Source organism: Kibdelosporangium philippinense (assembly GCF_021390435.2).
GTDB lineage: Bacteria > Actinomycetota > Actinomycetes > Mycobacteriales > Pseudonocardiaceae > Kibdelosporangium > Kibdelosporangium philippinense.
The window spans coordinates 99,847-117,382 of sequence record NZ_JAJVCN010000002.1 but is presented as its reverse complement, the minus strand read 5'-3'; the positions used below and the strand labels follow the sequence as shown (position 1 = coordinate 117,382).

Annotated in this window: 23 protein-coding genes and 1 pseudogene; 13 read left to right on the top strand and 11 right to left on the bottom strand. The window is 65.3% G+C overall.

The annotated features are described in order from the left end of the window. Position 1: 1 nt before the first annotated feature. The gene (locus LWC34_RS19345; protein WP_233726581.1) at positions 2 to 1,156 is read right to left on the bottom strand and encodes a cytochrome P450; all 1,155 of its coding nucleotides are present in this window, start codon (positions 1,154 to 1,156) and stop codon (positions 2 to 4) included. 61 nt (positions 1,157 to 1,217) lie between these two features. On the opposite strand from LWC34_RS19345, the gene LWC34_RS19340 reads away from it, so the two are divergent. The 8 genes from LWC34_RS19340 (at position 1,218) to LWC34_RS19305 (ending at position 6,527) form a co-directional block, all read left to right on the top strand. Then, a complete protein-coding gene (locus LWC34_RS19340; RefSeq protein WP_233726580.1) occupies positions 1,218 to 1,946 on the top strand; it encodes a glycerophosphodiester phosphodiesterase in 729 nt (242 codons plus the stop codon). A gap of 9 nt (positions 1,947 to 1,955) precedes the next feature. Further along, entirely contained in the window at positions 1,956 to 2,909 is a 954-nt protein-coding gene (locus LWC34_RS19335; RefSeq protein ID WP_233726579.1) for a DUF5926 family protein, read from the top strand. Beyond that, positions 2,906 to 3,250: a DUF952 domain-containing protein gene (locus tag LWC34_RS19330; RefSeq protein ID WP_233726578.1), complete on the top strand. Its 345-nt coding sequence runs from the start codon at positions 2,906 to 2,908 to the stop codon at positions 3,248 to 3,250. The genes LWC34_RS19335 and LWC34_RS19330 overlap by 4 nt, the downstream gene beginning before the upstream one ends. Before the next feature lie 57 nt (positions 3,251 to 3,307). Beyond that, positions 3,308 to 3,826: a SigE family RNA polymerase sigma factor gene (locus tag LWC34_RS19325; RefSeq protein ID WP_233728756.1), complete on the top strand. Its 519-nt coding sequence runs from the start codon at positions 3,308 to 3,310 to the stop codon at positions 3,824 to 3,826. Position 3,827: 1 nt separating this feature from the next. Next, the gene (locus tag LWC34_RS19320; protein WP_233726577.1) at positions 3,828 to 4,616 is read left to right on the top strand and encodes a hypothetical protein; all 789 of its coding nucleotides are present in this window, start codon (positions 3,828 to 3,830) and stop codon (positions 4,614 to 4,616) included. 113 nt (positions 4,617 to 4,729) lie between these two features. Further along, a complete protein-coding gene (locus tag LWC34_RS19315) occupies positions 4,730 to 5,020 on the top strand; it encodes a hypothetical protein (RefSeq protein WP_233726576.1) in 291 nt (96 codons plus the stop codon). Between the two features lie 38 nt (positions 5,021 to 5,058). After that, complete coding sequence (locus tag LWC34_RS19310) at positions 5,059 to 5,967, top strand: hypothetical protein (protein ID WP_233726575.1); 909 nt, start codon at positions 5,059 to 5,061, stop codon at positions 5,965 to 5,967. Beyond that, a complete protein-coding gene (locus LWC34_RS19305) occupies positions 5,964 to 6,527 on the top strand; it encodes a DUF3558 family protein (RefSeq protein WP_233726574.1) in 564 nt (187 codons plus the stop codon). The genes LWC34_RS19310 and LWC34_RS19305 overlap by 4 nt, the downstream gene beginning before the upstream one ends. A gap of 18 nt (positions 6,528 to 6,545) precedes the next feature. Here LWC34_RS19305 and LWC34_RS19300 read toward each other — a convergent pair whose 3' ends face one another. Both LWC34_RS19300 and LWC34_RS19295 read right to left on the bottom strand, forming a co-directional pair. Next, complete coding sequence (locus tag LWC34_RS19300; RefSeq protein ID WP_233726573.1) at positions 6,546 to 7,076, bottom strand: ferritin; 531 nt, start codon at positions 7,074 to 7,076, stop codon at positions 6,546 to 6,548. A 130-nt stretch (positions 7,077 to 7,206) separates the two neighbouring features. Next, positions 7,207 to 8,427 carry an arginine deiminase gene (locus tag LWC34_RS19295; RefSeq protein WP_233726572.1) on the bottom strand — a complete coding sequence of 407 codons (1,221 nt, stop codon included), beginning with the start codon at positions 8,425 to 8,427 and terminating at the stop codon, positions 7,207 to 7,209. A gap of 479 nt (positions 8,428 to 8,906) precedes the next feature. Between LWC34_RS19295 and LWC34_RS19290 the strand changes: the two genes are divergently transcribed. Continuing rightward, positions 8,907 to 9,704, top strand: coding sequence for a glutamate ABC transporter substrate-binding protein (locus LWC34_RS19290; RefSeq protein ID WP_233726571.1), 798 nt, complete (start codon positions 8,907 to 8,909; stop codon positions 9,702 to 9,704). Positions 9,705 to 9,713: 9 nt separating this feature from the next. Continuing rightward, positions 9,714 to 10,607: an SDR family NAD(P)-dependent oxidoreductase gene (locus LWC34_RS19285; RefSeq protein ID WP_233726570.1), complete on the top strand. Its 894-nt coding sequence runs from the start codon at positions 9,714 to 9,716 to the stop codon at positions 10,605 to 10,607. Here LWC34_RS19285 and LWC34_RS19280 read toward each other — a convergent pair. Continuing rightward, positions 10,589 to 11,005, bottom strand: a complete 417-nt coding sequence (locus LWC34_RS19280; RefSeq protein WP_233726569.1) for an alpha/beta hydrolase — start codon at positions 11,003 to 11,005, stop codon at positions 10,589 to 10,591. The genes LWC34_RS19285 and LWC34_RS19280 overlap by 19 nt on opposite strands. A gap of 55 nt (positions 11,006 to 11,060) precedes the next feature. Then, positions 11,061 to 11,813 carry a CPBP family intramembrane glutamic endopeptidase gene (locus tag LWC34_RS19275; protein ID WP_233728754.1) on the bottom strand — a complete coding sequence of 251 codons (753 nt, stop codon included), beginning with the start codon at positions 11,811 to 11,813 and terminating at the stop codon, positions 11,061 to 11,063. Between the two features lie 73 nt (positions 11,814 to 11,886). On the opposite strand from LWC34_RS19275, the gene LWC34_RS19270 reads away from it, so the two are divergent. Next, the gene (locus tag LWC34_RS19270) at positions 11,887 to 12,351 is read left to right on the top strand and encodes a PPOX class F420-dependent oxidoreductase (protein ID WP_233726568.1); all 465 of its coding nucleotides are present in this window, start codon (positions 11,887 to 11,889) and stop codon (positions 12,349 to 12,351) included. A 76-nt stretch (positions 12,352 to 12,427) separates the two neighbouring features. Here the strand turns inward: LWC34_RS19270 and LWC34_RS57015 are convergent, their stop codons facing one another. From LWC34_RS57015 to LWC34_RS19250, 5 genes and pseudogenes are all read right to left on the bottom strand, one after another. Beyond that, positions 12,428 to 12,583: a CHRD domain-containing protein gene (locus LWC34_RS57015; RefSeq protein WP_284051684.1), complete on the bottom strand. Its 156-nt coding sequence runs from the start codon at positions 12,581 to 12,583 to the stop codon at positions 12,428 to 12,430. Further along, positions 12,565 to 12,963: a CHRD domain-containing protein gene (locus LWC34_RS19265; RefSeq protein WP_284051629.1), complete on the bottom strand. Its 399-nt coding sequence runs from the start codon at positions 12,961 to 12,963 to the stop codon at positions 12,565 to 12,567. Before LWC34_RS19265 ends, LWC34_RS57015 begins: the two co-directional genes overlap by 19 nt. A 74-nt stretch (positions 12,964 to 13,037) precedes the next feature. Beyond that, positions 13,038 to 13,799, bottom strand: a complete 762-nt coding sequence (locus tag LWC34_RS19260; protein ID WP_233726567.1) for a DUF2470 domain-containing protein — start codon at positions 13,797 to 13,799, stop codon at positions 13,038 to 13,040. 82 nt (positions 13,800 to 13,881) lie between these two features. Further along, on the bottom strand, positions 13,882 to 14,508 hold the full coding sequence (locus tag LWC34_RS19255) for a TetR/AcrR family transcriptional regulator (RefSeq protein ID WP_233726566.1): 627 nt from the start codon (positions 14,506 to 14,508) through the stop codon (positions 13,882 to 13,884). Beyond that, positions 14,505 to 15,238: pseudogene (locus LWC34_RS19250) on the bottom strand (oxygenase MpaB family protein). Before LWC34_RS19250 ends, LWC34_RS19255 begins: the two are co-directional and overlap by 4 nt. On the opposite strand from LWC34_RS19250, the gene LWC34_RS19245 reads away from it, so the two are divergent. Together LWC34_RS19245 and LWC34_RS19240 are read left to right on the top strand one after the other, a co-directional pair. Then, the gene (locus LWC34_RS19245) at positions 15,191 to 15,337 is read left to right on the top strand and encodes a hypothetical protein (protein WP_233726564.1); all 147 of its coding nucleotides are present in this window, start codon (positions 15,191 to 15,193) and stop codon (positions 15,335 to 15,337) included. The pseudogene LWC34_RS19250 and the gene LWC34_RS19245 overlap by 48 nt on opposite strands. 93 nt (positions 15,338 to 15,430) lie before the next feature. Further along, a complete protein-coding gene (locus tag LWC34_RS19240; protein WP_233726563.1) occupies positions 15,431 to 16,054 on the top strand; it encodes a LysE family translocator in 624 nt (207 codons plus the stop codon). Between the two features lie 96 nt (positions 16,055 to 16,150). Here LWC34_RS19240 and LWC34_RS19235 read toward each other — a convergent pair whose 3' ends face one another. Continuing rightward, positions 16,151 to 17,488: a transposase gene (locus tag LWC34_RS19235; protein ID WP_372496514.1), complete on the bottom strand. Its 1,338-nt coding sequence runs from the start codon at positions 17,486 to 17,488 to the stop codon at positions 16,151 to 16,153. Positions 17,489 to 17,536: the final 48 nt, after the last annotated feature.

Below are 17,536 nucleotides of genomic sequence, written 5' to 3'. Positions count from 1 at the left end.
GTTAACCGATCACTGGGAGCGTGCGCAGGCCTCTGATCACGAACTCTGGGCGCCGTTCAGGCTCGCCGTCCAGCGCCAGATCCGGCATCCGCGTGGTCAGCGCCTGCAGCGCGGCCATGATCTCGACGCGGGCGAGCGGCGCGCCGACGCAGTAGTGGATTCCGGCGCCGAAACCCAGGTGCGGGTTGGGATTGCGGCCGACGTCGAGCACATCGGGCTGCTCGAAGACCTCCGGGTCACGCGCGGCCGCGCCGAGCAAAGCGGCGATCTTCTCGCCCGGCTTGAGGGTGTGGCCCGCGATCGTGACCTCTTCGGTTGCCGTGCGTTCGAACATCTGCAGCGGTGCGTCGTACCGGATCAGCTCTTCCACAGCCGTTGGCAGCAATGAAGGATCGTCGAGCAGACGCTGCCATTGCGCCCGGTTGCGCATCAGCGCGAGCACGCCGTTGCCGATCACGTTGACCGTCGCCTCATGACCGGCCATCAGGAACAGCACGGCAGTTGCGACCAGCTCGTCCTGATCCAGCTTCTCGCCGTCGTGCGCCGCGACCAGGTCGTTGATCAGGCTGTCCGGCGCCGGATCGTTGGCGAGTTCTCGCAAGTACGCCACGAACTCGCTGGCAGCCTCCTCGGCCTCACGCCGGGCCTGGTCGGGCAGGCCGTATTCGTACATCTTCACGATCGCGTTCGACCACGGCACGAGCTTCGGCCGGTCGGCCTTGGGCACGCCGAGCAGCTCGGCGATTACCTCGACCGGTAGTGGCGCGGCCAGCTTCTCCAGCAGGTCACCCCCGCCTTTCAGGTCGTCGACGAGTTGTCCGGCCAGTTCGTTGACCCACGGGCGCAGCCGTTCGGTGTGCCCACGCCCGAACGCGGCCGAGACAAGCCTGCGCAGTCTGGTGTGCGTCGGCGGCTCGTTCTCCAGCAAAGAGTTGCGGTGCAGCAGGTTGAACGACGTGAACTGCTCGACCGGAGTGGCGTCCCGCCAGATCCGGCCGAGACCCCGGTTGCGCAGCACCTCGGAGCTCGCGGCATGCGACACCGCGACCGCGATCCCAAGATCAGGATGTACGTGGACCTGGGCTTGGTCACGCAACGCTGCGAACGTCGGGTACGGATCGGCGACGAAATCTGGGTCCCGAGGGTCAAACGGCATGTCAGCAACCGTATGTCCGCAGTTCACACCGTTGCTAGGTCACCCGTGCGACGATCACGGCGTGTTGCCAGAAGTCGTCGCACACCGAGGTGCCTCCGCTGACCTGGCCGAGCACACGCTCGCCGCGTACGAGCTCGCGCTGCAGCAGCGGGCCATGGGCCTGGAATGCGACGTCCGGCTGACCAAGGACGGCGAGCTCGTCTGCGTACACGACCGCCGCGTCGACCGGACGTCGTCAGGCACTGGTGTGGTCAGCACCATGACCATCGCCCAGCTCGACGAGCTGAGCTGGGGCGATGCCCAGCCTGGCGTGCTGCGGCTGGACACGTTGCTGGAAATGCGCCCGCCAGGCGTGCGGCTGTTCGTCGAGACCAAGCACCCAGTCCGCTACGGCGGGCTCGTCGAGGCAAAACTCGTCGCCCTGCTCGCCAGACACGGCCTGGCCAGGCCGTCCAGCAAAGAAGAGTCACCGGTCGTGGTGATGTCCTTCTCCACCCAGGCGATTCGCAGGGTCCAGCGGCACGCGCCGCAACTGCCGACCGTGATGCTCGTCGGAACCCGCATGGTCCCGCGGATCGGCGACTACCTGGGCCCGTCCATCGAACGCCTGCGCGCGGACCCCGGATTCGTGGAACGGGCAGGGCGGCCGGTGTATTGCTGGACGGTGGACGAGCCAGCGGACATCCGGCTGTGCCAACAGATCGGCGTACGGTTCATCGCGACCAACAAGCCCGCCGCGACCTTGGAAGTACTGCGCGGTACGGTCCCGGAGTCCGAACCGTCGAGATAGGGAGTTGTTGTGGGCAAGGGCGCCGGGGCGAAGCAGGCCAGGAGAGCACGGCGTTCGGCAGCCGGTGACGAGGGGATCAACCCGCGCCAGGCGTGCCCGTGCGGCTCAGGCAAGCGTTACAAGGCGTGCCACGGCGCGCCGGGCGGAGTCACCGAGGTCGCCGTCGCGCGGCCGTTCGAAGGTCTTGCCGGTGAGTGCGAGCTGGTCGCGCTGCGTGAATTCGTGCCGTCGGCCACCGTGCAACTGAAGCTCGCGAAGGACCCGAAGCGCGCGGTCACGCTGGGCACTGTGCTGCCGCTGGCGTCCGCGGGCCTGGTTCGTGGTGACGACAGCGAAGCCGCGTTCATCGGACTGCAGGTGCAGACCCGCTCGCTGGACATCAGCCGGGACGTCGCCAGGGCGATCCAGTGGACGCAGGACGCGGAGCCGGGCGACGTGCTGAGCGTGGTCAACCAGGACGACGAGCACACCGAGCGGCTGCAGGACATCCTCGACGTGGACGCGCCGTTCGAGCCGGAAATCCACGACAACTTCAACTGGTGGCTGGCCCAGGACGTCGAGCCGACCGGCGACGTTGCCCTGTCGCTTGAGCGCGCCAACGAGGCGATCATGCCGACCCAGCGTGTGGGCGATGCGGCGTACTGGACCCTCGCTGGCGACAAGGCATACCTGCGTTGGGTCCGCCCCGAGCCCGAGGAAGCGTTGATGGCCGCGCTGGCCAGGCTCAGCGCCGCTGGCGGCCTGTCCCTCGGCGAGGGCTCGAAGTACGCGGGCTCCTTCCGTGCGCACGGCCTGCTCGTACCGGTGTGGGACCTGGACAACGAGATGCACTCGCGCGAGTGGGAGAAGCCGGTCGCCGAGCTCGGCGCGCGGTTGACCGAAGCACTCGTGGACAAGCCGCTGACCAGCGACGAGCGGCGCGCCAGGGACGGTCTCATCGGCCGGCAGGTCACTATCCGGTGATTCTGCACATGTGTGGCCGGGACGAATGGCCACCGCACGACGTGTACCGCGCGGAGTCGCTGGACGTCGAAGGCTTCATCCACTGCTCGGATTTCGGCACTGTGCACCTGCCGGCGAACCTGCTGTTCAGCGGGCGGACCGATCTGGTGCTGCTGGTGATCGACCCGGCTCGGCTGGACGCTCCAGTGAGGTGGGAGCGTCCAGCCGTCGGGCCGCCCGACGGCCCATGGTTCCCGCACGTCTACGGGCCGATCAACCAGGACGCGGTTGTCGACGTCATCGACTTCCCGCCAGGTCCAGACGGGATTTTCGCGTTGCCCGAGGTGCTGGCGAATTCGTGATGGATCTCGAGGCAACCCCTGCGCGGCCTTGGGCGTGTTCTGCGTGTGACGGTGGGAATGCTCAATCCCGATCTGGGGGAGAGCCACGCCGTGGATGACTTTGGCGAGTTCGTCCGGGCCGCGTTGCCCGGACTGCTCCGCTACGGCCACGCGCTCACCGGCAATCCGCACGACGCGGCTGACTTGGTGCAGACCGTGTTAGAGAAGATCGGTTCGAGGTGGGCGCGCGTTGTCAAGAACACCGGCGACCCGCTCGCCTATACCCGCCGCGCCATGGCGAACACGCACATCAGCAGGTGGCGCCGCACCCGGAAGGAAAGTCTTGTCGCCGAACTGCCTGACATCGCGGCGGTGGCGGCCCGAGACCCGTTTGACAACGAGCCCCTCTGGCAGGCACTGCGTGCACTGCCACCGAGGCAACGTGCGGTAATAGTGCTGCGCTACTACGAAGGCCTCTCGGAGGCGGAGATCGCCACAACCCTCGGAGTGAGCGCGGGGACGGTGAAGAGCCAGGCGAGCAAAGCGATGGCGACATTGCGAAACCGCCTGCAGGCGACCGAGGAAGGGAGGTGTTGAGATGGATCTGGACGACGAGCTGAACCGCCTGTTCAAGGACGAACGCCTGGACATACGTGTCGCCCCGGACGCCGACACACACGTCGTCCAAGGCGCCAAGCGAGTGAAGCGCCGCCGCGTCGCGGCGATGTCCGCAGCCGGAGTGCTGAGCGCGGCATTGCTCGCAGGCGGTGCGTTTGTGCTGGCACAGCCAGGTCCGACGTCGTCACAGACCGCTGATCAACCTCCGCTTCCGGTCGACAACTCCTCGTCGTCGTCAGGAGTCCCGCCAACCGGCGCGCCTGGCGAGCCGACGGCCCTGCCCACGTCGTCGCCGGTCGAGACAAGGCCCCTCACGCCGGAAACATCCGGAAACAGCAGCAGGCCAACGACGATGCCGCCAACATCGACACTGCCGCCCGTCGCGCCAGGAGCGCAACTGGGCCCGCGAGGCTTCGCGAACATGGCGCTCGGTATGACCGAAGAAGAACTGTTCGCGACGGGCCAAGTGCAAGGGCCCCCGAAACCAAACCCCGGCTGCATCTCGTACAGCCTGAAGACGGCATCGGGAACCGTGTGGTTGTCGGCAGACAAAGGCGTTGTCGGCTTTGTGATGCGGGGTGGCGTCGCCACACCGGAACGCGTCGGCATCGGCTCAACGACGGAATCGGTCGAAGCCGCGTACGCCGACTTCGACGGCACATCGGCAAAGGTGCCTACGAACGCGGCCGCGATATACAAATTCGGCTTCGCCGCAGGGAAAGTGAGCAGCATCAGTTTGCTCACGGACCAACAGGCCTGCGTCAGTTAGCCAGTTCGGCGCTATCCAGTCACTCTCCCCTTCTCGTAACGTGCTGACGCGGTTGCGGAACGTATCGGCGGGCGCATCCGTCGAAGTAGTTCGCCCAGGGGAGAGGGGAACTCATGTCGAACGAAGGCTTCAAGATCGACCTTGACGAAGCCGAAATAACCGCTACCAGGACATTGCCAAGCGCGGTCGGACATCTGCGCCAACCGGTGCTGACATTGGCAGCCGACGAAAGCCTGAAAGGGGCAGGCAGTTTCGACGCCGCCGACCGTCTTGAACCGGCATATCACCATTGGGGTGACATACAGGCACGACGGTTGCGAGTCGCCTGCGATGTGCTGGAAGCCAATGCTTCGGCATTGCGTGAGATCATCAATCTCTACCGGCGTGCCGACGGGCGGCTCTGACCATGGGCGCTTGGAGATCGGACGACACGATTGTGCAGGTGACGGATCACCTGCAAGCAACATTCGTCTGGCTGAAGGAAGACGACGGCTGGTTCGGTACCGCCGAATTTCCGCGTGAGCACTACTACGCGGTCGATGTCGACACAAAGATCGTCCTGAGCCTCGACCCGGAGAAACTGGCGGACGAGTACGACCGACTGAGCGAAGTCGCATTGTCCATCGGCGCGAACTATCCGGCGGACGCCGATCTGAAGGAGAGCATCCGGCATCTCGCTGACTGGAAAGGCGAAGCCGCCGAAGCGTTCAAGCGACAGATCGACATGATGGAGACGTTCTGCCACGAACAGCAGCAGAGCGTGCTCCAAGGCATGCAGTGCCTCGCAGCGGCGTATGCGGTCGCCATCGAGACCAGGAACGTCTACTACAACCTTGTGATGGCCACCGAAGCGGCGGCCCGAAACGCGAAAGCCGAGGAGCAGAAGGAAGACACCAAGTTCCTTTGGGCGACCGTGTTCAACGTTGCCAGTGGTGTGCTTGACGCAAGCGCTGGCAACCTGCGGGGAACGACGATCGACACAGCGGTGCAGATCGGGAAGGACTACTCCCAGCGGGTCATCGAAGGCGACGATTCCGACCAGGTCATGGAGACCTATCGGCGCCAGGCGGATGAGCTGTTCCAGTCGTTCGGGATGTCGCTCGACCGGATTACGAAGACCCTTGGTGATCGGGCAGCTGATGCGGAGGCGCCATCTCCGATGCACGCACCGCTCCCACCGATCTGTGATGTCCGTGGGGATGCGTTCAAATACGAGTACTTCACGCACGACGTGCTGCGTAGCGGGCCTGTAGCGGAAATCGTGGCTGATGAACACCGGAAATATCTTGAGGAGAAGCGGGCCGAACGCGACAGCGAGATCGGCCGACGACTCGGCGGGAGACCAGTGTGAAGCAGATACTGATGGGAATCACGACACTGCTCCTGCTCGCTGCGTGTTCCGAACCGCCGCAAGCTGATCGCACAACTGCGACTCCCACGCCGACGAGAATCAGGCCTGGGATTCCTACGATCCCGCCGCCGATTCCGCGCCCACTGGACGCGAGCAAGTTCCGGGACCGGCCCTGTGACTTGTTCACCGATGAACAGGCGGCCGCTCTTGGCTATCCGTTGGAGAAACGGCCTGGCGTCGTGCCTGAGGAGTCCTACTGTGTGCGCGACTCATTGGCGGACGTGACCGTGGATTACTCCATCTGGTACCGCCACGACGGCACGGACCTGTTCGCGCTGGCTCACCGCAGGGAGACGGGAGAGTGGATCGGCGACGCCTCGGTCTCGATCACAGTGGAGGGACAGCCCGCGATCAAGCGGCCAGGAGCAGAGCACTGTGCTGTCCTCATTGGACTGTCCACGACCGAAAGTATCAAGATCTACTTCCAGGACAAGAAGGTGGATTTTTGTGACCGGGCCGTCCGCATCGCCGAGGACGTGGTCCGCAACGTGCGGGGATGACCCGGTCACGCAAGCCGCTTAGAGCGCGCCGCCTGCCGCGCGCGGGGCGCCGGAGTCGCTGCCGCCGTCGCCGACGGACTCACGGGCCATGAAGGTCTCGACGTCGAACAGGTTGCCGTTGCTCCGCTTGACCACGTTGAGCAGGGTCGACATCTGGGCGACCTCCTCAACCTGCTCCTTGAGGAACCACTGCATGAACTGCTCGCCCTTGTAGTCGTCCTCGTCGCGGGCGGCCTTGGCCAGTGCGATCACCTCGTCGGTGACCTGGCGCTCCTGCTTGAGGGCCAGCTCGACCAGCTCGGCCGCCTCGGCGAAGTCGTTGCGCACCTCGTCGAGACCGGGGATCGCCACCTTGACGTCGTTGTCCAGCAGGTACTGCACGATCATCATGGCGTGGTTACGCTCTTCCAGCGCCTGGTGGTAGAAGTGCTTGGCCAGCTGCGGGAGGTCCTGGTCGTCGAACCACACCGCCACCGCGATGTACTGCTGGGAAGCCGTGAACTCGTTTCGGATCTGCTGCTGCAGCAGCTTGTGGAACTTGCTGGTCATATTTCCACGGTAGCTCGGTCACCCATTAGGTATCAAATTATGTGGCGAAAACCAACCGATTGTGACGCTTTTTAGGAAAGCCTAACTAAAATTAAGACGCCCTATTTCAGGTTAGGCATTCCTAATTTCTCTACAGCGAGTCCCGGTTGATCGGGCACGACATGCAGCGCGGCCCACCCCGGCCCGATCCCAGCTCAGACCCACTGATGGCAAGCACCTCGATGCCCGCCTCCGCCAGTCTGGCATTGGTTTCGACGTTCCGCTCGTAAGCCACAACAACACCCGGAGCAAGCGCCAAGGTGTTGTTGCCGTCGTCCCATTGCTCACGTTCGGCGGTGACGGAGTCAAGGCCAGTATCGATGACCCGAAGACGCTCGATTCCCATTGCTTCAGCCGCGGCCGACAAGAAAGGCACAGGACCGGATGCAACAACTCCGCCAGACCCGTCGGACTGCATCGGATACGCGAGCAACGTGTCCCGCACAGCCGGGTACATGACGACCGCGTCCCGATCGACCATCGTGCACACAGTGTCGAGGTGCATGGTCGCGCGGTCCTGTGCAATCGGCACAGCGAGCACGGTGTGCGCGAGACCGTCGTTGAAAGCGGACCGTGCAAGGGATTCCGCGCCCGCGGGCGTCGTACGCTCGCCAACGCCAATAGCTAGCACGCCAGGCGCGAGCAGAAGAACGTCGCCGCCCTCGACCGGAGCCGAATGCGCGCCATAAGCGCGGCCAGACAACCGGAAACGCGGGTGGTACGCGTAAACCAGGTCCAGTACAGAGGTTTCCCTTACACGCGCAGGCATCGCGAGCGAGGCGATGGCGACCCGGTCGCCAATCCACACCGAAGAGTCGCGGCTGAACAGCAGGTTCGGCAGCGGATCGATGGCGAAGTCATAAGGCGAATGCATCCGCCGCACCAAGGAAGCCCCCTCGGCAACGGGCAATTCCTCGAAGGTCATCCCCGCGGTAAGCACATGCGCGAGAGTCTTAGCGTCCACACTGGACAGATGTGACCGCAGTGAATCCGCAAGCTCATAGCCAAGCCGCCGCTCGTCAACAGCGGTCAGCACGCCGGTCGTGCGAGCCCGACTGTCCTCCAACGCCTTGCCAAGGACATCGGCCAGCAACATCACTTCAACACCACGGCCCGCAAGAACTTCCGCGAACGCGTCGTGCTCCTCCTGCGCCCGGTCCACCCACGGGATACCGTCGAAGAGCAGTTTGTCGTTGTTGCGTGGGGTGAGCCGCTTGAGCTCGGCGCCCGGCCGGTGCAGCAGCACCGAACGAAGCGTGCCTACCTCGCTGTCAACGCGGGGCTGTGCCTGGACTTGCACGTCTGTGGTCACGAGAACCCAGCTTAGCGGCTGGATATGTAAATCGTCGTGCTCAGGCAGCATTTATGATCGAAACATGCGGTGAAGGAGGCATACAACAACGAATCGTTTCGTCTGTGGAGTGAACCATGCATCATTCGTTGCGCGCGAACGATGTCAACCCGTCCGACATAATTGGTCCGAGTCGGAACCGTGCGCCCGCCTCGCTCGTTGCCGAGATCGGAAGGCGTGCGGGGGCGACACAGCAGGTGAGTACGGCCGCACTGGAGTTCAGGTCGCGCTGTAAGTTCAGGTACGGTCGGGTTGGACTTCAGCGACGCCAATGTGGCCGGTCGGACTTCAGCCAAGCAGCCAAGCCGGTGCGGTAGCCACGCAAGCGAGCCGGTGCGGTCCGTCGGACTTCAGCCACGTCGGTGCGGTCCGTCAGCAAAGCCGGGTCGCTGAGCCCAGGAGTCGGTCGCTGAGTCCAGGGGTGTCGGGGAGCTGAGTCCATGCGCGGTGCCATGCTGGCGGTGACAGTGCTGCTGGTGGTCACAGGATGCGGCGGCGGTGACGAGCCACCAGCTGGCCCGAAGCTCACCGTCGGCATCCGGTTCGACCAGCCGGGGCTGGGCACCCGGGATCCAGACGGCGGCTACGCTGGGTTCGACGTCGACGTGGCCGAGTACGTGGCCGAGCGCCTGGGCGCGGACAAGCGCAACGTCACGTTCGTCGAGGCGCGCCCCACCGAGCGGGAAAACATGCTCGAGCAACAGAAAGCCGATATGGTCGTGGCGACGTACTCGATCACCGCGGACCGCAAGCAGCGCGTCGACTTCGCCGGGCCGTACTTCGTGGCTGGGCAGAGTCTGTTGGTACGTAAGACCAACTCGGACATCGACGGTCCGGAGTCCTTGAACGACAGCGATTGGCGGCTGTGCTCGGTGGCAGGTTCGACGCCCGCGCGACAGGTGCAAGCGTCCTACGCGCAAAGCGTCACCCTCGACCAGCGCGACTCCTACCCCGAGTGCATCGCCGCGTTGCTCAACGGCGACATCGACGCGGTCACCACCGACGACGTGATCCTGGCAGGCTATGCCGCGCAGTACCCGGACAAGCTCAAGGTCGTGGGTAAGCCGTTTTCCACCGAGCGGTACGGAATCGGGTTGCGGAAGGGCGACGGTCGCCGTGCCAAGGTGACCGACGCCCTGCGGGCCATGCTGGCTGACGGCAGCTGGGACCGGTTCGTCCGCGAAAACCTTGGCGGCTACCAAGCGGCAATCCGGCCGGAGATTGTGGACAGTCCGTAGCCTGGTCGTATGGGCATTCTCGACGGCAGAGTGGTCATCGTCACGGGTGCGGGCCGCGGTATCGGTCGTGCGGAAGCGCTGGAATGCGCCCGCCAAGGTGCCGCGGTCGTGCTGGCGGAATTCGATCCATCTCCCGCCTACGACGTGGCTGACGAGATCATCGCCGCTGGTGGGCGCGCGATCGTGGCGTCCGGTGATGTGGCGGAGACCGATTTCGTCGACCGGGTGGTCGCGTCCACTGTCGAGGAGTTCGGGCGCCTTGACGCGTTGGTGAACAACGCGGGCATTCTGCGGACCAACGAACTGGCCAACATGACCGACGAAGAGTGGGACTCGGTGATCCGGGTGCATCTGCGCGGCCATTTCGTACCGACGCGTGCGGTGTGCCGCTATTGGCGCGCAAGCGGGCGACCGGGCCGGATCGTGCACACGACATCGGTCGCCGGTCTGTTCGGGTTCTACGGTCAGGCGAACTACAGTGCCGCGAAAGCCGGAATCGCCGTGCTTACCGCGACTGTCGCGAGTGAAATGGCGCAGTACGGTGTCACGTCGAACGCGATCGCACCCATGGCGCTGACCCGGATGACCACGGACATCGTCGACGATGAACACCAGGCCAAGAACGGCGAATTCCTGTTCCTCGACGCCGACAACGTCGCGCCAATGGTGACCTACCTGTGTTCGGCGGACTCCGGGCACATCAGCGGCAAGGTGTTCGGCGTCCAAGGCGACAGCATCGAGATCTTCCAGCCGTTCACCTCCGCCGCCGAGATCAAGGCGGGCGGGCGTCGCTGGGACCCGGCCGAGTTGACCGACCGGGTCGGCGAGTTGTTCGAGGCGTCCGGAATTCCGGCGGGCCCGGAGAACGGCGTCGACAAAATGCGCTACAAAGCCTTGGGCTGAACGCACACCGTCCCGTCAGCCGGTGCCTCGCCGGTCAAGAAGAACCGGTCAACCGCCTGCCGCACACAAGGATCCGACCAATACGCCGCATGCCCCTCGCCCCGCGTGGTCACCAGCCGCGCATTGCCCAAAGTCCTGGATAGGGACACCGCCTGCTGATAGGGCGTCGCCGTGTCGCCGGTCGTGCCGACAACCACGATCGGCGTGGCGGTCCGTGCCGTGAACGGGCTGGTGAACCGGTCGTTCGGCTTGAGCGGCCATTGTGCGCACACCGGAGCGTTCGAGATCTCCATCGTGGCGGGCGGGGCGTAGGCCAGCATGCGCCCGACCGTGGGCGCCTGCCGCGCGGTCCGTTCGGCCACGATTCTTTCCGCATTCACGGCACGTTGGCGATGCATGGTCGAAACGGCATGCCCAGTGCGAAAAAAGACACGTTTTCCGGCACTTGTTCCCCTACGGCAGCCAGGAAACGCCGCGTAGCAGCGAATAGCCGACGAACGCGACCACGTCCAAAAGCGTGTGCGCGATGACCATCGGCCACAGCCGGTTCGTCTTCTGCCAGATCCGGCCGAACACCAGGCCCATCACGACATTTCCGACGAACCCGCCGAAGCCCTGATACAGGTGGTACGAACCGCGAAGAACCGACGACACAATCAATGACTTGTTCTCACCGAACCCGAGCTGGCGCAGCCGGGTGATCAGATAGCCGATCACCAGGACCTCCTCGGCCCATGCGTTGCCTGCCGCGGAGATCGTCAACGAGATCGGCCGCCACCATGTGTCGGTCAGTGTGGTCGGCACGACCTCAAGGCTGGCGCCGATCGCGTACGCCACCAGGTAAAGCCCGAGGCCAGGGATGCCGATCAGCGCGGCAAGACCGATGCCGCGCAGCGTGTCACCACCGATGAAGCGGCGGTCAAGGCCGACGTCGGCGAGCCTGCTTCCCGTGCGCCACAACAGAAACAGCCCCAGCACGCCCCACGCGAACAATTGGCCGGCGCTGAGCAACTGCTTGAGCAGGTCCAGCAGATCCAAGGTGGCCTGCGGGACGTTCAACGCCACGCTCTGGTTCGCCAGCGGTTCCGGGCGCAGCAGCGAGTCGATCAAACTCACCAGCGAGCGCAGACCGGACATGCCGAGCGTGACCGAGAAAACGATGATCAGCTCGATCACGATGGCCCGGCGCTCGGCCGGGTCGGTCATCAGCGCTTGGTCCCGGTGGGGCGCCAGCCAGGCACGGAGTCGATTCGCCACGTTCGCACGTTACCGTTAGGCCATGGCTCGACGGATCGCGACGAAAGACAAAGTGGACCGTGCGGCACTCATCGAGTTCCTCAGCACCAGGCATCACACGGTCCTGGTGACCAGGCGGGCCGACGGCAGCCCGCAGATGTCCCCGGTGTCCTGCGGGATCGACTCCGAGGGGCGCGTGGTGATCTCCACGTACCCGCGGCGGGCGAAAGCGGTCAACGCGCGCCGGGACCCGCGGGTGTCGCTATGCACGTTGTCCGACGACTGGGACGGCCCGTACGTCCAGCTCGACGGGCAGGCCGAGGTGCTCGACATGCCCGACGCGCTGGAACCGTTGGTCGAGTACTTCCGGTGCATTTCGGGCGAACACCCGGACTGGGACGAATACCGCGACGCCATGCGTAAGCAGGACAAGAGCCTGATCCGGGTGACGATCGAGCGCTGGGGCCCGATCTCGACCGGCGGCTTCCCGCCAGAACTGGCCGACTGACTTAGCTGAAGGCGGCGAGGCCGAAACTCGCCGCCTTCGCCAGCGCGGTCTCACCCGCCGCGCATTTCCCCTGCGGTCATCGGTCCAGCTGGGCCCGGATCTCCCCGGCTGGGAACGCTGAAGTGTGCACGTTGGCGTACGTCACGCCAGTGCGGAAAGCCGTCGCGAACTCGGCGAACTCACCTGCCGCGATTCCCTGAGCCGTCGGTCCGATCACGTCGGCGGCCCGCAGTGTGCCGCTGACGGTCGCTGGCGCGGCCGGGCACAGCTGCGTGCCGGGCGGGCCGTTGCCCGCGTTCGTGCAGAGGAAGGCCTGATCCCGCCTGCCTGGAACGCGTGGCCGAAGTGGATATGAGCTTGGGTGATGGTGCCTGACAGGTCGGCGTAGCTGAGCTGCCAGGAGATTTCCTGCGTCCGCTCGTTCAGCGTCGCCCGGAAGTGCCCGCTTCCGGTGGTGGACAACGCGAGCGGATGCTCGTTATGGCTGGATAGGTGTTCCCGTACGGAATGTCGTCCGCCGAATCCTTCGGCGTCTTGTGGCGCCGCTGCACTTGCCGTCGCTGACAACGCGACAACGGCTCCCACTGCGGCGGCGACTGCCAACAGACGCATTGGTCGATGCCTCCTCACCGTTGAAAGGGCCACGCCAGTCGGTAGCTACGCCCCGGGAGGGAGACTCGGTTCAGCTAATAGGACTTTCTCGTCTCTGCGAGGAACGGGCAGCCGACCAGGCGGCGTAGTTCGTTCGCCAGTTCGGTCGTGTTGGTGACCGGCTGCTCGAAAGCAAGTCGCACATCGTGGTCAGCGTCGATGGCCTCGACCCGCAGCCGCAGCCCGAACCGGTCAAGCCCAAGCGGCCGGATGTGCCCACCGCGCAAGTTGTCCGGCAGATGACGGCCGAGCAGGGCGACCACGTCAGTGTGCGCGACTTCCAAGTGCCGCAACCAATCGGCCTCATACGCGCAGAACGGATCCGGCGTCGCGGACGTGAAATCGTCCAGCCGCAACGAATGCGTGCCCTCGGCGTCGGCAAGGACGAGCGATGCGGGGATGAGCTGAAGCATCGTGGCGCCATGCCCGACATCGAGCAGACGCGGATCCGGGCGTTCCTCGGCGACCAGCATCGCCGCGCGCCTGGCCTCGTCATCCGACAGAGCCCGCACCCACCCGGTGAACCACAGCAGCCCACGCACCGGCTCACGCAACGGAACCGGAGCCGTGTCGGCCAGTTCGAGCATCGCCGCGAGCTCACCACGCGGCGCCGCCCATGCGGCCGCCACGAACGGATTGCTCTGCGCGATGAGCACACTGGCCACGCCATCAGCGTGAACATGGTGTGTCAGTGGCACGACTTTCCCTGCGCCTTCGGCGGACGGCATCAACGTGGCTTTGCCGCCGCGCGTCGCGATAGTGCGCGCACGCTCGGCCGGTGTGGGCGTCTCGGTCACTGTCACCTCCAACTTAGGGCAGCCTAACTTGGACGGCGGTTCTTGGGAAGTGGCCATCACCCGAACCGGGGGCGATCGCTGGTCAGTGACCTGAACTGCCCAGAATGAGCGGCACGATCGTCGTTCGCGCGGTCTCGGCGAGCCGGTCGGGATCATCAAGCGGCAGCACGCTGTTGGGTGTCAGCACGAACGACAGGGCCAATCGCGCCAGCAGTTCGGCAAGCTCGTCGACGTCAGCGATGATCGTCGCGCCGTCGGCACGCGCTCGTCTGATTTGTTCGGCGATGAATTGTCGGCCCATCGCCATCGGTGCGTCACCGTCGATGGTGAGTTTGGGAAGCACCTCGTCGGAGTCAGTGACCAACAGCCGGGCGAGCGGGTGTGCACGAAGGTGCCGGACAAATGTGAGGAAACCCGTGACAATCCGATCTTCAGGATCGGTGCGGGTGGCTACCTCACTGTCCACAGTGGCGATCAGCCGCCGAGCCTCTCGGGCGATCAGTGCGCTGAACAGCACATCACGGTTGCCGAACCGGCGAAACACAGTCGCCCGGCCGACACCGGCCCGTCGTGCGATGGCATCGATGGACGTACGCCGCAGCCCATGCTCGGTGATCTCGGCGCGTGTGCCGTCAAGGATCTGCTCGGCGACGTGGTCGAACTCCTCGTACTGGTCGATCAACCCGGCGAGGGGAGGTGTGTCGTTCACGGGCTTTCGGTCTTCTCCCATGCCTTGCGTGCGGTCGGCGTGTACCGAGCTGATCGTGGCAGCACCCGGAACGCCAGCCGGACGATCCGGGCGAGACGGCACAGTTTGCGCTCGTCCGCGGGTGACCAGGACAGGCCGAGGCGTTCGCGGACCTCGACCGGCAATGTGCCCACCGTGGCCAGCAGCAGCGTGCGGCTCGACAGGCACCGGAACACCGGACTGGTCAACGATTTGAGCGGCCACCACGGCGGTGGCGTCACGCGTCGCATCACCTCCAGCACGTCGTGTGCTGTGGAGTGGTCCACTAGGCGTTCGTCGAGGATGCGCTGGTAGTCCGAGCTGAACTTGGCCCACGTCGACGGCATGTCCCGGTCGCGTAGGCCCGTCCGGCGGCCGACTTCGCGGATCTCTGCCAGCAGCCGTTCGTGGTCGGCGGCCGGGATCGGCCGGTCGAAGTACCGCTCGGACATGACCACCACGGAGTCCAAAGTAGTGGCAAGCACCCACCAATAGGCCTCCGGCTCGAACGCGTGGTACTGACGACCCTCGTGATCGACCCCGCCGATGCCCTTGTGTGCTTGACGAATCCGCGCGCCGACTGCTGGACCGTCGGATGCGTACACCGTCTCGACGATCGGCGTGAGATCCGCAGCCGCCGCCACGGATCGCGCTGGAAGATCGAATGGTCCGCCACGCCCGCGCCGATGGTCGGGTGGCATACCTGAAGCAGCAGACCTCGGCCGATGACCAGGTAGAGCCGTTGGTCACCCAGGTAACGCCAGAGGACGCTGCTGCTGTCGAGCAGCGTCTCAGCACGATCACCTCGTGAGACTGTCATACTGAAACAGTATCAAAGTCTCTTCGGATGGCTGGCCTCCGCCGGCCCGGAAAACCGGTCGCGAACTGCGGATATGCTCGTCCCATGGTCTCCGGTGTGCAGATGCTTGCGTTCATGGGAGTCGTCCTGCTCGCCGCGATGGCGCCGGGGCCGGACTTCATCCTTGTCACCCGCCACGGCGCGGTGTCCGGCAGGCGCGCAGGCGTGGCAGCGGGTCTGGGGATCGCCAGCGGCGTGTTCGTCTGGGCGGTGGTCGCCGCGTTCGGCGTGGCAAGCCTGCTGGCCGCATCCGCGATCGCGTTCACCATCGTGAAACTGATCGGCGCGGTCTACCTGGCCTACCTCGGCATCAAGGCACTGATCGGCGTGTGGCGGCACGGCAAGCAGGCCACGGCCGAGGTCAAACTCGCGACGGTCCGCCCGCTCGTGGCATTCCGGCAGGGCCTGGTCACGAACCTGCTGAACCCCAAGTGCGCGGCCCTGTTCGTGGCCTTGATGCCCCAGTTCCTCTCCAACCACCCACACACTGGTGAAACCTTGCTGCTGTCGGGCCTCGCCGTGCTGGTCACGGGCGTGTGGTTCAGCGTGCTGGCGAACCTCGTCGGCCTGCTGAAGCGCTTCTTCACCTCGCCTAGGGTCCGTCGGGTACTCGACACGGTCACTGGCACGATCCTGGTCGCCTTCGGCATCAAGATCGCCCTGGATTGAGGTCGTGAGTGTTTTCGCCGGTCTGGTGTTTTAACGTTGTGAGGGCATGGTGGGCAGGGCCGTCGCGGAGCGGCGGCCCTGCTTTCGTTGCTGGGTTTAGGTTTTTGTCACTGGACGGACGATGCGATGCCGCGTCGCGGGGATGGATGTACGCCCTGTCGGGCGGCCCGGACCGGGCCGTGAAGGTTTTCGCGGTTTCGCCGGAGATCCCAGGCGCGGGTGAAGCCCACGAAACCCGCGTTTGACCCGTAGCGGGCTGAGCGGTCCCCGGCGTCGTTCCCAGGACAGTCGCTGATCGGCGATGAGCCCACGCGCCAGGACCAGGTGAACATAAGCCACAGCCACCAGCCAACTCCACCGCTCGGCTTGCTCGGGGCCACGCACTCGAGGGCGGGTCCAAGCCAGGTATTGCTTGAGGAACCGGAAGAGGTGCTCGATGCCGTAACGGCGCAGATACGCCCGCCACACCCGGTCAAGATCGAACGAGCCCTCAGGCCCGGTCCAGAACAACCACATCGGCGGGTACGCCGGGTCGGCCGAACACACCCAGACCACACTGCCCCGGGTCACCGGGCGGGAGTACCCGGGCCGGTAGCCAGGTTCCCGCAGTGCCGCCGATTCCGAGGCACGCGGGTGCATCCCATGCCACACCGACACACTCACCGCGGCCCGCCCAGGCTCGGCGGGCACCGCGAGGTATTCGTCCGGGTCACGCCAGCTACGGCGATCGGACAGTTTCATCTTTGGCCCGTGCACTCGCGGCCGCCCGATCGTGCCTGGTTCCCGCGGCGGCGGATCGGCCATCACCACCGCGTCCTTACGCAACCGGACCACGATCTGCACCCGCTCGCCGGTCAACCGGCCACCCAGATACACCGGGCTGTAGTCCCCGTCAGCACACACAATCGGAACCAGACCACCACCATCATCACCACCGTCCGGGTCCCGGTCGGCAGCCACCTGCTTCAGCAACGCCTCGATCTGCCCGACAGCAACCACATTGTGGTTCTCACCCACCGCGATACGCGCCACCGCCACCGGCGACGCCCACGACGAACCGCTCGTCCCGGTCGCGGCCAGCCACTGAAACCACCAGCCCGGAGTCACCACCCCGCTGCCACCGCCAACATCCTTGCCCGCGTCGTAGTTCAACGTCCGGTCCGGGCTGGTCGGCGCATCCGGACGCGGCCACTGCGAACAATCCAACGCGAACACCAGCCCCGAGGACCGATCCACCACACCCGCCAACACACCCGCCAACACCGCGGCGTCGATCCGGCCCCGATCCAACGCGGCATACACACTGCCATGCCCACGCCGCAACACCGGCTCCAAGCTTAGATACGGCAACGACTCCAACCGGCCCGGATGACACAACAACGCGTCCACCATCTCGAACAACACATCCGGCCACCTCGTGAACGACTCATACACCGCCCGGCGGAACCGCCGCAGCCGCCGGAGTTGGCCTACAAGGGATCC